13 protein-coding genes are annotated in these 14,078 nt (G+C 61.0%); 7 read left to right on the forward strand and 6 right to left on the reverse strand.

What is annotated here, in order from left to right; translation table 11 throughout:
* Window positions 1-2: 2 nt before the first annotated feature.
* Genes HGP12_RS01740 through HGP12_RS01765 form a run of 6 tightly spaced genes read left to right on the forward strand, consistent with a single transcriptional unit; the run spans window position 3 to window position 5,182 of the window.
* Window positions 3-932, forward strand: coding sequence for a MoxR family ATPase (locus tag HGP12_RS01740; RefSeq protein ID WP_168838829.1), 930 nt, complete (start codon window positions 3-5; stop codon window positions 930-932).
* Between the two features lie 3 nt (window positions 933-935).
* Window positions 936-2,180 (forward strand): vWA domain-containing protein, encoded by a 1,245-nt coding sequence (locus HGP12_RS01745; RefSeq protein ID WP_168838830.1) that lies wholly within the window; start codon window positions 936-938, stop codon window positions 2,178-2,180.
* 10 nt (window positions 2,181-2,190) lie between these two features.
* On the forward strand, window positions 2,191-2,520 hold the full coding sequence (locus tag HGP12_RS01750; RefSeq protein WP_047633158.1) for an XdhC family protein: 330 nt from the start codon (window positions 2,191-2,193) through the stop codon (window positions 2,518-2,520).
* On the forward strand, window positions 2,520-3,227 hold the full coding sequence (locus HGP12_RS01755; protein ID WP_168838831.1) for an XdhC family protein: 708 nt from the start codon (window positions 2,520-2,522) through the stop codon (window positions 3,225-3,227). The genes HGP12_RS01750 and HGP12_RS01755 overlap by 1 nt, the downstream gene beginning before the upstream one ends.
* Window positions 3,224-4,858, forward strand: coding sequence for an NTP transferase domain-containing protein (locus HGP12_RS01760; RefSeq protein WP_168838832.1), 1,635 nt, complete (start codon window positions 3,224-3,226; stop codon window positions 4,856-4,858). Before HGP12_RS01755 ends, HGP12_RS01760 begins: the two co-directional genes overlap by 4 nt.
* Window positions 4,859-4,861: 3 nt before the next feature.
* Window positions 4,862-5,182, forward strand: a complete 321-nt coding sequence (locus HGP12_RS01765) for a TfoX/Sxy family protein (RefSeq protein WP_168838833.1) — start codon at window positions 4,862-4,864, stop codon at window positions 5,180-5,182.
* A 3-nt stretch (window positions 5,183-5,185) separates the two neighbouring features.
* On the opposite strand, the gene HGP12_RS01770 is transcribed toward HGP12_RS01765, so the two are convergent.
* From HGP12_RS01770 to HGP12_RS01790, 5 genes are all read right to left on the reverse strand, one after another.
* On the reverse strand, window positions 5,186-5,608 hold the full coding sequence (locus tag HGP12_RS01770; protein WP_168838834.1) for an NUDIX domain-containing protein: 423 nt from the start codon (window positions 5,606-5,608) through the stop codon (window positions 5,186-5,188).
* Between the two features lie 38 nt (window positions 5,609-5,646).
* Window positions 5,647-7,164, reverse strand: a complete 1,518-nt coding sequence (locus tag HGP12_RS01775; protein ID WP_168838835.1) for a DEAD/DEAH box helicase — start codon at window positions 7,162-7,164, stop codon at window positions 5,647-5,649.
* Window positions 7,165-7,361: 197 nt separating this feature from the next.
* Window positions 7,362-8,666, reverse strand: coding sequence for a M23 family metallopeptidase (locus HGP12_RS01780; RefSeq protein ID WP_168838836.1), 1,305 nt, complete (start codon window positions 8,664-8,666; stop codon window positions 7,362-7,364).
* A 115-nt stretch (window positions 8,667-8,781) separates the two neighbouring features.
* The gene (locus tag HGP12_RS01785) at window positions 8,782-9,612 is read right to left on the reverse strand and encodes a ferritin-like domain-containing protein (protein WP_168838837.1); all 831 of its coding nucleotides are present in this window, start codon (window positions 9,610-9,612) and stop codon (window positions 8,782-8,784) included.
* Window positions 9,613-9,617: 5 nt separating this feature from the next.
* Window positions 9,618-10,100, reverse strand: coding sequence for a peroxiredoxin (locus HGP12_RS01790; protein WP_168838838.1), 483 nt, complete (start codon window positions 10,098-10,100; stop codon window positions 9,618-9,620).
* 129 nt (window positions 10,101-10,229) lie between these two features.
* On the opposite strand from HGP12_RS01790, the gene HGP12_RS01795 reads away from it, so the two are divergent.
* Window positions 10,230-13,649, forward strand: coding sequence for a DUF3971 domain-containing protein (locus HGP12_RS01795; RefSeq protein ID WP_168838839.1), 3,420 nt, complete (start codon window positions 10,230-10,232; stop codon window positions 13,647-13,649).
* A gap of 52 nt (window positions 13,650-13,701) precedes the next feature.
* Here HGP12_RS01795 and HGP12_RS01800 read toward each other — a convergent pair whose 3' ends face one another.
* Entirely contained in the window at window positions 13,702-14,028 is a 327-nt protein-coding gene (locus HGP12_RS01800) for a hypothetical protein (RefSeq protein WP_168838840.1), read from the reverse strand.
* Window positions 14,029-14,078 lie beyond the last annotated feature (50 nt).

Consider the following 14,078-nt stretch of genomic DNA (forward strand, 5'->3'; position numbering starts at 1 on the left):
TCATGGCGGATCAGAGATTACCTTCGCTACCGGGTTCCATCGATGAAACGATGGCGCTGCTCGGCGCCCACGACTATCTGGCCGGACGCGCCCTTGGCACGGTCCTGTTTCTTGCATTGAAGATGAAGCGGCCGCTCTTTCTCGAGGGCGAGGCTGGCGTCGGCAAGACCGAAATCGCCAAGGTCCTGTCAAAGGCGCTCGACCGGCCGCTGATCCGCCTGCAATGCTATGAGGGACTGGATGTTTCCTCGGCCGTCTATGAATGGAACTATCCGGCGCAGATGCTGGAAATCCGTCTCGCGGAAGCATCCGGTCTCACCGATCGCGGCCGCATCGAGGCCGATATCTTCTCCGAGCGCTACCTTATTCGCCGGCCGGTGCTGCAGGCGCTTTCGGGTGTCTGCGGACGCGCGCCGGTGTTCCTGATCGACGAACTGGATCGGACAGACGAGGCGTTCGAGGCGTTCCTGCTGGAAGTGCTGTCCGATTTTCAGGTGACGGTGCCGGAACTCGGGACGATCCGAGCCGCCGAACCGCCCATCGTCATCATCACCACGAACCGTACGCGCGAAGTGCATGATGCCCTGAAACGGCGCTGCCTCTATCATTGGGTCGATTATCCTGGGGCTGAGCAGGAGCTCGAAATCATTCGCCGCAAGGTGCCTGATTGTAACGAAACGCTGTCGCGCCAGATCGTCGGCTATGTGCAAAAGCTGCGCACGCTCGACCTCTTCAAGAATCCGGGCGTCGCCGAGACGATCGACTGGGCGACCGCCTTGACCGAACTCGATCGGCTGGCGCTCGATCCGGAGACCGTTTCGGACACGCTTGGGACGCTGCTGAAATATCAGGACGATATCGCCCGCATCCAGGGCGCCGAGGGCAAGCGTGTGCTGGACGAGGTGAAATCCGAACTGCTTGCGGCGGGATGAACCATGGAACCGGGCGCGCAGGATGGCATCGTCGTTGCGCCGTCACCGCCTGGTGATGGGCGTCTTGCCGACAATATCGTGCTGTTCGGCCGGGTGCTCCGCAAAGCCGGCCTGAAGATCGGCCCTGGGGCGATTGCCGATGCCATCGAGGCGGTCGAAGCGATCGGCATCGGCTCCCGCGAGGAGTTCCATGCTGCCTTGTGCTCGATCTTCGTCAAGCGGCATGAAGATCTGGCTGTATTCGACGAGGCATTCCGGCTGTTCTGGCGCTCGCGCGATCTTGTCGCGAAAATGATCGCGTTGATGTCGCCGGTCGCCCCCGATCATCGGGAGAAGGAGAAGCCGAGGCCGGGCGAAAGCCGGGCAAGCGACGCGTTGCTTAACGACAGCAACGACCGGCGCCCGCAGCGCGAGAGACCCAACATCGAAATCGATGCGCGATTTACCAGCTCCGGCAGCGAGGTTCTGCGCCATCTGGATTTCGCGCAGATGTCGGCGGCGGAGATTGCCGTCGCCAAGAAGGAGCTTGAAAAGCTGCAATTGCCGCTGGACCGCGTGCGTACGCGCCGCTTCAAGGCATCTCTTACCCCCGGCAAGGTCGATCCGCGTGCGACGATGCGCTCCGCGCTGCGCACGGGAGGAGCGCTGATCCTGCCGCGCTTCCGCAGATCGAGGGAACTACAGCCGCCGCTGGTCGTGCTGGCTGATATTTCAGGCTCGATGAGCCAATATACCCGTATCTTTCTGCATTTCCTGCATGTGCTCACCGAACGTCGGCGGCGTGTGCATACTTTTCTGTTCGGAACGCGGCTGACCAACGTGACGCGGGCGATGCGTCACAAGGACCCGGATCAGGCGCTCGACGAATGTGCGGCGGCGGTGCGTGACTGGTCTGGCGGAACGCGGATCGGCGAGACGCTGAAGGAGTTCAACCTGATATGGGCGCGGCGGGTGCTGGGGCAGGGCGCGATCGTGCTTTTGATCACCGACGGGCTGGAGCGCGAAGGCGTTGAATTGCTCGCGCAAGAGATGGATCGCCTGCATCGCTCCTGTCGGAGGATGATCTGGCTCAATCCGCTCTTGCGGTTCGAGGGTTTCGAGGCGCGGGCGCGTGGCGTAAAAGCGATGCTGCCGCATGTTGACGAATTCCGTCCGGTTCACAATCTATTATCTCTGGCCGATCTCGTATCGGCTCTCACCGTCGGCCGCGCGGATGCTTACGATCCCAAGCGGTTTCTCTGGAAGTAAAGAGGCTCCGATGTCAGATATATCCGAAAGTCTGGATCCGCTCGTCATTGCGGAGGAATGGGTGTCGGCAGGCCGCAATGTGGCCATGGCGACCGTTGTCGATACCTGGGGCTCCGCGCCGCGCCCCTCCGGCAGTCACCTCGTGATCGACGGCGAGGGAAATTTTCACGGCTCCGTTTCCGGCGGCTGCGTCGAAGGTGCTGTCATCACCGAGGCGCTCGATGTTATCGAAACGGGCAAGTCGCGTATGCTGGAATTCGGCGTTGCCGATGAAACGGCCTGGCGGGTCGGCCTCTCCTGCGGCGGCCGCATCCGCGTCTATGTCGAAAGGCTCGCCTGATGGACCGTCAGATACTGGCACGGCTCAACGAAATGCGGCGCAAGCGGCAGGCGGCGATCCTTGTCACAGATCTTTCCGGCGGGCCGGACAGGTTGATCGTCGAAGGCGATGTGCTGGAAGGCGCTCTGGCCGATGCTGCCTTATCGGTATTCCGTTCGGGTAAATCGGCGGCACTTGAGATGGACGGACAGAGCCTGTTCTTCAATGTCCATCTGCCACCGCCACGCATCGTCGTCATCGGCGCCGTGCACATCAGCCAGATCCTGGCGCGGATGGCGGCGCTTGCCGGTTTCGACGTGACGATCGTCGATCCGCGCACCGGCTTTGCGACACCCGAACGCTTCGAAGGCATCGACCTGATCGCCGACTGGCCCGCCGATGCGCTGAAGGAGCGGCCGCTCGACAGCTATATGGCTGTTGTCGCCGTCACCCACGATCCAAAGATCGACGATGAGCCGATCATCCAGGCGCTGAAGACAGGCTGCTTCTATGTCGGCGCGCTCGGCAGCCGCAAGACGCATGCCGGTCGTCTAGAACGCTTGAAGCGCGAGGGTTTGGGCGAAGCGGAGCTTGCTCGCATTCATGCCCCGATCGGGCTTCCGATCGGCGCCGCCAGCCCAGCCGAGATCGCAGTCGCTATCCTCGCGGAAATCATCGGCTCCCTTCGCGGCCGCGACGTGTCTTCGCCGAAGGGCGTCAAGCTATGATCTTCGGCGAATTTCAGACGGTCGAGGCTGAAGGCGCGGTTCTCGCGCATTCCATTCGGCTGTCCGATGGCAGCCTTTCCAAGGGGCATAAGCTTGCCGGCGGCGATATCGCCCGGCTTGCCGCCGCCGGGATCGAGCGCGTCATTGCTGCGCGAATCGAGCCGGGCGACCTCATGGAGGACGAGGCCGCCGACCGGCTGGCGCGGGCCGTCGCACCCGACCATCTCACCCTCTCCGAGGCGGCAACGGGGCGAGTGAACGTCCACAGCGCAGTCGATGGCCTGTTCGTTGCAAATCGAGCCGCTGTCGATCAGCTCAACAGCGTCGATCCGGCGATCACCCTTGCTTGTCTGGCCGATCATGTGCCGGTCCGCACCGGAGACATGGTTGCGACCTTCAAGATCATTCCACTTGCCGTTTCCGGGGCTAAAGTCGCCGCCGGCATCGAAATTCTGCAGCGGATGCCGGTCTTCGAGGTCAAGCCCTTCGCGCCGCACGCCGTGTCGCTCGTCGCCACCGAGCTGCCGTCGCTGAAGGCCTCGGTGATGGACAAGACGGCGCGGGTTCTCTCGCAACGTCTACAGTCTTCGGGCAGTGTGCTGCAGCGGGAGGAGCGCGTTGCGCATAAAGCGGACGATGTTGCCGACGCCATCCGTCGTGCCTTGGCGGCACCGGACCGGTTGCCCAAGCTGTTGATCGTTTTCGGCGCGTCGGCCGTCATCGATGCCGGTGACGTCATTCCGGCGGCAATCCGGCTTGCCGGCGGAAAGGTTATTCAGGTCGGCATGCCGGTCGATCCTGGCAATCTTCTCGTGCTCGGACGAGTGGGCGACGTTCATGTCGTCGGGGCGCCCGGATGCGCGCGCAGCCCGAAGGAGAATGGTTTCGACTGGGTGCTGGATCGCATATTAGCCGGCGAACGACCAACCTCGCGAGATATTGGCGGCATGGGCGTGGGAGGGTTGCTCATGGAAATACAATCACGGCCGCTGCCGCGCGAAATCGTTGCGAAACCCGCCGCCCAGATATCGGTTGCCATCATCTTGCTGGCAGCCGGAAAGGCGAGCCGCATGGGCGAGGGTGGTTCGCATAAGCTTCTGGCGGAATTCGACGGTGTTCCGCTGGTTCGCCGTTCGGCGTCCACCGCCATTGCCAGCGGCGTATCCGATATCGTCGCGGTTACGGGGCATCGCCAGGACGAGATCGAAGACGCGTTAAACGGCCTTGCCGTCGAGCGGGTATTCAATCCGGATTATGCCTCGGGCATGGCGAGTTCGCTGGTTGCAGGCGTGGGCACGCCGGCGGCGCAAAGGGCTGACGGCGTTCTTGTCATGCTCGCCGATATGCCTGAGGTGACCAGCGACGACTTGAATATCCTGATTGCCGCCTTTCGTGAGGCAAACGGCCAGGCGATCGTGCGGGCGGTATCCGGCGGCAAGCGCGGCAATCCCGTCATCCTGCCGAGATCCGTTTTGAACGCCGTCATGCGGCTGGAGGGTGATGTCGGTGCCCGGCATATTATCGAGACATCGGGGCTTCCGGTTGTTGACGTGGAGATCGGCGAGGCGGCACATCTCGATGTCGATACGCCCGAAGCTGTCATTGCGGCCGGCGGTATTTTGAAGGGGTAGGGAATGGACAATGCCGATATCGAGGAGATGTTTCAGTCTCTCGGGCCGATCACCATCAAACGGATGTTCGGTGGCAAGGGGATCTACCATATGGGTCGAATCCTGGCGCTCGAAGTGGACGACGAGATTCTCCTCAAGGCCGACGATGCCAGCGCTTCCGAATTCGAGGCAGCCGGCGCTCGGCGCTGGGCCTATGAGGGCAAGAAGGGCAAGGCGATCAACATGCCCTATTGGTCGATACCCGACGATGCTTTCGATGATCCGGATGTGATGGCGCGATGGGTCAGGCTCGCCTATGAGGCAGCGTTGCGCTCGGACAAGTAGACGTCAGCGGAAGTCTTCTTCGCTCAAATGGGCGATGGTTGCCTTGGCGAATTCGGAAAGCTGAGCCGGCAGCTCGTCGCGGCCAAACCAGCCGAAATCGGAGAGCTTGTCCGGTTCCATCAAGCGCGGTTCGCCGGAAAAATCCCTGCAGATATAGATCAGCGAAATCCAGTGCTGCCGGTCTGCTTCGATCATGACTTCCTGCGTACAGAGATAGTCGATCCTGCCGATGGAAAGACCGCTTTCCTCTTCCGCTTCACGGATGGCGGCGTTGGCGGCCGGCTCCATGTGATCGACCTTACCGCCGACGATGCTCCACAAGCCGGCTTCGGGCGCCTTGAGGCGCCGATAGAGCAATAGTCTGCCGTCCCGCAAAATTGCGAGACCGGTTCCTAATCCTGGGAAATCGATGCCGGGCTTACGCAATGCTTGGATCCCCAGGGGTACGTCTATGTGGGAATCTATCAGGCCTTAGCGTTTGCTACGATGAGCATGAAAGCCGGGATGTCGTCGCCGAAGCCGACAGGGGTCGGGCCGTCATCCTGGTCGCGATAGCGGTTGCGGCGTTCACGATTGTCATCGTTGGCAGCAGGGAAGGGCCGGTGGTTGTTGCGAGAACCGTTGTGTGACTTGTTGTTGTTCTCAGACTTGCGCTCGTTTCTCACGCTTTCGGCCTTTGCTGGTGCTGCTTCGATCGCTACGACGCCATTATCTTCGACGTCGATATCAGATTTATGACTCGGGGCACTCCGGCCCCTGGGGCTGCGATCCCGTTCGCGGCCCTTGCCCTTCTGGTCACGGCGGCGGGGGGAACGATTGTCGTCCCCGCTCTCTTCCGCCGGCGGAAGCGCCGAGAGGTCGCCGTTCAGCCACTGGACGTCTTCACCGATCAGTTTCTCGATCGCGTCGACGTGTTTGGTGTCGCGCTTCGTCACGATGGTGAACGCGGCGCCGGAGCGACCGGCGCGACCGGTGCGGCCGATGCGGTGAACATAATCTTCCGAATGGATCGGAACATCGAAATTGAAGACGTGACCGACATCCGGAAGGTCGAGACCGCGCGCCGCGACGTCGGAGGCGACGAGAAGCTGGATCTGTCCGTCACGGAAGTTCTGCAACATCGTCGTGCGCGAGCGCTGGTCCATGTCGCCATGCAGTGCGCCGACGGAGAAACCGTGGCGTTCGAGCGAGCGGAAGAGATCGGCCACATCCTTCTTGCGATTGCAGAAGATGATCGCGTTCTTGAGATCCGTCTGAGCGCGGATGAGATCGCGCAGGGTGGCGCGCTTTTCGTAGTCCTTGCCATGCGAGGCAACGAAGCGCTGCGTCACGGTCTTGGCCGTCGATGCCGGCTTGGCGACTTCGACACGTTCCGGGTTCTGCAGGAAGCGGTCGGCCAGCTTCTGGATCTCCGCCGGCATCGTTGCCGAGAAGAACAGCGTCTGACGCGTGAAGGGAATGAGCTTGGCGATGCGCTCGATGTCAGGAATAAAGCCCATGTCGAGCATGCGGTCGGCTTCGTCGATAACGAAAATCTCGACGGCGCTCATCAGAAGCTTGCCACGCTCGAAATGATCGAGCAGGCGGCCGGGCGTGCAGATCAGCACATCGGCGCCGCGTTCGAGCTTCCGATCCTGGTCCTCGAAAGAGACGCCGCCGATCAATAGGGCGATGTTGAGGCGATGGTTCTTGCCGTACTTCTCGAAGTTTTCGGCGACCTGGGCGGCCAGTTCGCGGGTCGGCTCCAGGATCAGCGTGCGCGGCATGCGCGCACGGGCGCGGCCCTTTTCGAGCAGCGTCAGCATCGGCAGCACGAAAGAGGCCGTCTTGCCGGTTCCCGTCTGGGCAATGCCGCAGATGTCACGGCGCTGAAGCGCAAACGGGATGGCACCGGCCTGGATCGGAGTCGGTGTGGTGTAGCCCGCGTCGGTTACCGCGGAAAGGACTTTTTGGCTCAGGCCAAGGTCAGCAAATGTTGTCAAAGGGAAATCTAGTTCCGTCTTGGTTCAGTCGAACGCCATGAGTCGACACACAGGAATGTGCCGCAACGCAGCGCGACATAGAACCAAATACCCGTGAAGTCAAGGAAAGTAGGCGCTTCAACGGACCTGAAGTTCATTCATAACGCAATTTTCGGATTAGTGCCATCTTTGTTGCGCGTTTGTCACAATTCCAGCAGCTAAATTGCGCCCAGGCCGCTGATGTAACTTGCGAGTTTCGTGCCGGCATTGATGAAATACATCGGGTCTACCGGATGCCCGTTCTCGCGAACTTCATAATGCAGATGCGTTCCTGTCGAACGTCCGGTACTGCCGGCAAGACCCACGACGGCGCCTGTACCGACCTTGTCGCCGACCTTGACCAGGATCTGCTCCATATGGCCGTAGCGCGTCGAGATGCCATCGCCATGGTCGATCTCCACCATATTGCCGTAACCGCCCGTCCAACCGGCCGCGATGACCTTGCCGGGGGCGGTGGCCTTGATCTTCTCGCCGGGGCTGAAATGGAAATCCGTGCCTGTATGGAGCGCCAGCGTGCCGAAGAAGGGATCCTTGCGATTGCCGAAGGGGCTGGTGACGAGCTTGCCCGCCGCCGGATTGCGGAAAGGCAGGCTTTCGGCCGCGCCCCGCACGATTTCCAGATGCGTCAATGCGGTATCGAGGTCCGCCATCGACTGTTCGAACCGATCCACATTTTCAGGCGGCACATAAGGTCCGCCCACGCCGTCCGCATCTTCGCCCTTCGCGGCTGCGACCTCATTCGGAACCCTGATGCCGACATTGTGCATGATCGTCTGGATTTCGTTCGCTGTCCCGGAGGCATCGGCCGTAAGGTTGTGGATTCGGGTCAGTTGATCCTGTTCGATATGCTTCAGCGACAGCGTTACCTTCGAGAAGACGCGATCAGCGCGATCGGCGACTGTTTCCGGCGCGGGAACATAGGCGAGCGTGGAGTTGTCAGGCGTCGCGTCCGCCGGCTTGCCTCCAAGAAGAAGCTTTTCGATCGCCTTCGGCGTGGTCAGCTGGGCATGCTCATTCCCGGAGGCGGCATTTGCGTCGGGGTGCTGACCCGTAAGGCCGGAACTCTCGGCCCTGTCGAGCAAGGTTCCGAGTTTGCCGTTGCGGGACGATAGCTGCTGTTGCTGTTCGATCAGCTTGTCGACCTTCTCTTCGACGACCTGTTGATCGAGAAGCTGACGGGAGGTCACACGATCGACCTGGGCGCGCAACGCGGCGATGCGGTCCTCATAATCATATTGCATGCGCGCCTGGCGAGCCATCGTCGCGCTGATCAGATCGTCGCGCAGCACGAGGTAGGACGTCGCAAGCAGATAGCTGATCGAAAAGATCCCGGCCAGGCAGACGGCACCGGCGGCCATCCATGGGCGCACGGTCATGTGGCGCACCGTATCGCCGCTGGCGAGGATAATGGTGTGGTGCCGTTGCTGCTTGCCGAAAACCCGATTCTGAGGCTTTGCTGTCACCGAGAATCTCCCAATCGATGCCTTATGGCATTGATTTGAAGTACACGGCATTATGGTTAACGAATGCTTTCCGGCGCATCGCTAAATACCGGAAAAAGCCTTTAATGTTAGTGGATTATGCGCTGTTCGTAGAGGTTAACGAGCGATAGAAGGATGGAGTCAGTCCTGCTTCCGCCCGTGCGATGTCGTTGAATGGCGCCTTGAGGGAGCCGCGGAAGTTGGCACGCACCAATTCCTGGAAGGTGCGGGCCGGATCGCGCTTCTCTCGTGCGCACAGGAATCGGAACCATTTCGCGCCGACGGCCACATGGCCTTTTTCATCATTATAGATGACGTCGAGGATGGCGGCGCTCTCCAGATCGCCGGTTTCGCGCATCTTCGCCTGCAGCGCCGGCGTCACGTCCAGCCCCCTGGCTTCGAGGATCAACGGCACGACCGCGAGGCGGGCGGTGAGATCCGTACGGGTCGCATGGGCTGCCTGCCACAGGCCGTCATGGGCGGGAAGATCGCCGTAGTCCGCACCCAGTTCACGCAGCCGCGCCCGCACCATACGAAAATGCTTGGCTTCCTCGAAGGCGACCTGCATCCAGCCGTCGAAGAAGGAATTGGGAATCGGCCCCGTCGCGAAGCGCGCGACGATATCCAGCGCCAGATCGACGGCATTCAGCTCGATATGGGCGATGGCGTGCAGCAGCGCGATGCGGCCCTTGAGCGTATGCAGGGAGCGCTTCTCCATATTTTTAGGCGGCACCAGATCCGGCTTGTCGGGGCGGCCGGGGCGATCGGCCAGAGGCGGATCGAGCGGCGAACGCAGCGACAGGGTGCGGGCAAACCAGCGCCTTGCCGTTTCCTGGGCAAGCTCGGTCTTCAGATCGAGATCGGCCGCGCGAATGGCGGCAATGGCACCGCCACGCAGCGAGGTGATCGTTTCGGGATTGCCTGTCATGCCTGTCAGAGTTCCGTCGCGGCGGCCAGAACGGCTTCGGCGTGTCCCGCGACCTTGACCTTGTCCCATATTCTGGCGATCCGGCCATCGGCGCCGATCAGGAAGGTGGAGCGCACGACGCCCATGTACGTGCGGCCATACATGCTCTTCTCCCGCCAGACGCCATAGGCCGTCGCCATGGTCTTTTCCTCGTCGGAGGCAAGTGGCACGGAAAGCGCATGCTTCTTGACGAATTTGTCATGGCTCTTGACCGGGTCCGGAGACACGCCGAGGAGGGCGACACCCGCCTTGGCGAAAGCGGCTGAGAGCGCAGTGAAGGAAATCGATTCCGTCGTGCAGGCGGTGGTGTCGTCCTTGGGGTAGAAATAGACCACCAGCGGCTTCCCGGCAAAATCGGCAAGACGAATTCTGCCGCCGCCGTCGCGCGGGAGATCGAAATCCGGTGCCTTGTCGCCGATGCCGAGTTGAATTGGAAAAACTTCCGCCACGGGAAAACCTTTCTTTTGCCGGTTTTTTAGATGACACTTGAGGGAAGCCATATATACTGCCCACGTGTGCCGTCCAATGGGACGCAGCGTCACCAACAAAATTGTAGAGAGCGAAAGGCACGCGCAGGAGTGATCCGAGGCGAAAAGATAACATTCCGCAAAAAGGATCTCGTGCCGCTCGACAATCTGCCGTCCGCCCAGGCCGAAGATCCATTGATCGTCCACGTGCCGGAGCGCGTGCGCCGCCGTCGCTCGCATGTCTGGCACGTCTGCCGCATCACGCTGGTTTTCTTTGCATTTCTCGCGCTCATCCTCGGAGCCGTCATCGCGACCATCGAGGGCGGCATCTTCGACGAGCCGCTGTCACAGAAGGCGCAGACGGCCCTCGATCGCGCCATCGGCCCTCGCTACAAGGCCGAAGTCGGCGCGACCGTGGTCCGCTTTACATCCAGCCTGCGGCTAACGCTCGAAGCGCGCGACGTGAACGTCGTCGATCAGGATAGCGGCAAACATCTGTCGACGATGTCTGCCGTCAACATGGAGCTCGATCCATTGGCTCTGCTCGAGGGCCGGGTGGAAGTTGCGAGCGTGGCGGCGGAGGGCATAGCGCTCGATACGTCGTTACTTCCCCAGGGAGATCCCGTCGATCTGACGAAGTTGCGGGTCGATGCACTGCCGCAGGCGCTGAACGCGGCCTTCGACAACCTCGATTTTCTGGAGCATTTCGTGCAGCGCGGCGGCACGAATTCCGTGCGCATTTCCGGATTCTCGATGAAGCTGGCGCGCCAGGAAGGCGACCCGATCTCTCTCGTGGTCGACAATCTCACCTTCGAGCGCGCCGAGCCGAACGCGTTGCATCTCTATGGCGAGGTTGCCGTCAACGGATCAGTCGCGACATTGGATGTGAAAGCGACGCAGCAGCAACCGGGTCACAGTTCCTCGCTGACGGCAACGATCTCCAATCTCGATCTCAAGCCATTGACGATGGCCTATGATGCGAACGGCGCGCCGCGGCAGGGCGTTAGCAGTTTTGCCGATGTGACGCTGTCTGCGGTCAAGGGCGATGCCGGCATCGATCCGAAGCTGGAAGCCTCGATCGACGTGCAGCCCGGTACCCTCTATATGGACCGCGACGTACAGGATCTAACGCTAGGCAATATCAACCTCGCCTATAATTTCGATCATCAGACGCTGGAGATTTTGCCTTCGAAGATGCAATTCGTCGGCACCATGGTGCCGTTCTCCGGCGCACTCATCGATCTCGATCGTGTCAATGCCAATGCGGGCAAGGGTTTCGGGATCGATTTCGTAATCAAGGATGGTGTTGCCGCATCGTCGATCTCCGGAGAAAAGCCCGTCAGCTTCGATGGTCGCGCCATGGGGCATTTCCTATCCGAAACCAAGGAATTCCAGTTCGACAGCCTCGGCGTATCGACGCCGCAGGGCGCGCTGTTCGGTTCCCTGCACATGAAGCTCGGCGACAGCTCGCCGGAAATCAGCTTCGGCGGCCGCGCAGACAAGCTGGACACGACTGTTGTCAAGCAGCTTTGGCCTTTCTGGATGGCCTCGAAACCGAGGACCTGGGTCGAAGCCAATCTTTTTGGCGGCTCGGTGACCAATGCCGTCATATCCGTCTTCATACCTGCCGGAAGACTGAGGGAAGCGTCGCAAAACGGCAAGCTGCAGCTCGGAAAGAACGAGCTTCACATCGCCTTCGACATCGCCGGCGCGCGCCTGAACGTTCCCGGTGAAATCCCGCCATTGCGCGACACCAAGGCCCATTTCGACCTGACCGGGCCGAACATGGCCGTCAATATCGCGACGGCGACCTCCTATTTTTCGACCGGGCGCACGATTACGCTGAACGACAGCAGCTTCTCCATCCCGGCGACCTACGACAAGCCGTTGATGGCTGATCTAGACCTGACGATATCCGGCTCCGGTGACGCCATAGGCGAGCTCCTGACCTATAAGCCCCTCGAGGTGCTGCAGCGGACCGAGTTCAAGCCGGAGGATTTCAACGGCAAGATCGTTGCCAAGGTCGATGCCAGGATCGGGCTGATCAGGGATCAGCAGCCGCCTCCGCCGGACTGGCAGGCGAAGCTCGACCTCGACAATGTCGATCTGCTGAAGCCGATGAACAATCGCAAGATCGACAATCTGAACGGTGAGATTTCGGCCGATCCGCAATCGGTGCATCTGCAGGCAGAGGCACAGATCGACGGCATTCCCGCTGAGATCGACATGGTCGAGCCGACCGACAGCAAATCGAGCGTCAAACGTACGCGCGTTATTACGGCCACGCTTACCGATGCGCAGCGCAACGCGGTTCTGCCCGGTCTTCGCGATATAATCGACGGACCCGTCAAGGTGGAATTGACGCGCATCGATGAGGATCGTCAGGGCGTCAAAGTCGATCTGGGTAAGGCGGCACTGACGGTGCCCTGGATCGGCTGGTCGAAGGGCAGCGGCATCGGGGCGATCGCGCAGTTCGAGGCATCCGGCCCCGACAATCAGACGGCGCTCAAGAATTTCACGCTCAAGGGCGACGGTTTCGGCGTCAGCGGCGATCTCCTGATCAGCAAGGGGACGCTCACATCGGCCAGTTTCGACAGCGTCAAGCTTTCGGCGCTCGACGATTTTGCGCTCTCCCTGAAGCGGAGCAAAAGCAGCGGTTACGATGTCGCCATATCGGGCAACTCCGCCGACATTCGCCCGATCCTGGCCCGCCTAAAGTCGTCTACCTCGGGCGGTCAGCAGAATTCGGATGGCGATGCTTCGGCGAGCGCGACGGTTCGCGCCAATATCGACAAGGTTATCGGTTTCAACGACGAGACCATGGGCAACGTCAAGGGCGTCTATTCGATCGCCGGTGGCAAGACGACGGCAGCGGATTTTTCCGGCGTGACGCGCAGCGGCGAGGCGCTCGTCACCCAGATGAGCAAGGGCAGCAATGGCGTGATCCGCATCACGAGCGGCGACGCCGGCGCGGTGGCACGCTTCACCGATCTCTACAAGCACCTGAGGGGTGGGCTTCTCAATCTATCGCTGCGTTCGACCGGGCAGGACGATTGGGATGGCTCGCTCGATATCCGCAACTTCGCCATCATCGATGAAAAGAAGCTCTCGACCATCGTCTCGACGCCGAGCGGCAAGAACGGAAAGAGCCTGAATGCGGCGGTGAAGCAGAATATCGATACGCGTTCGCAGAGCTTCGAGCGGGGCTTTGCCCGGCTTGTCATGCGGGACGGCGTGCTATCGGTCGAAAACGGCGTGGTGCGCGGCGTAGAGCTCGGCGCTACGTTCCAGGGAACACTGAAGGATGCCAACGGCAAGATGGACATGACCGGAACCTTCATGCCCGCCTACGGCCTGAACCGGCTGTTTGCGGAGGTCCCGATCGTCGGCTTCATCCTCGGCAACGGCAGTGACCGCGGTCTCATCGGCATCACCTTCAGGCTGACCGGCACGCTGGAAAAATCGAACCTCCAGATCAACCCGCTGTCGATCATCGCGCCGGGTGTTTTCAGGCAGATTTTCGAGTTCTGACGCGATAGTGGCCGGCGCCCGGCGTCCTGTCACGAGCGATTTGCTCAAAACATCATTCTTCCGCCGCCAATTGCTGGCGTATGCGTTCCGGTCCGCCGCTCATGCGCCGGGCGAATGGTCGATCGGGATTCACTACGCGCCAGAACGGAGCGTTGCCGGCTTCGCTGATCCGCACCAAGTGTCGCTGAACGGTGACAGGGCAACAGGCGTCGGCACCATATTGTTTGGCAAGCGACTGCCGCAGTCCGCCCAGATCCGATACTCGACCCGCGGGCGCCGCCCAAAGCGCATGGGCGACCATTTCCTCGCTTGGAATCAGCATGCTCTGCGTGAGACTTCGGCCTTTGCGCCTCGTCTTGATGACCGGCAATTCATCCATGGTCCACCTCCTCCTACGTTAGGATTCATAAAAGAGGACGAACGAGCATT

The organism is Rhizobium sp. P28RR-XV (genome assembly GCF_012641385.1).
GTDB lineage: Bacteria > Pseudomonadota > Alphaproteobacteria > Rhizobiales > Rhizobiaceae > Rhizobium.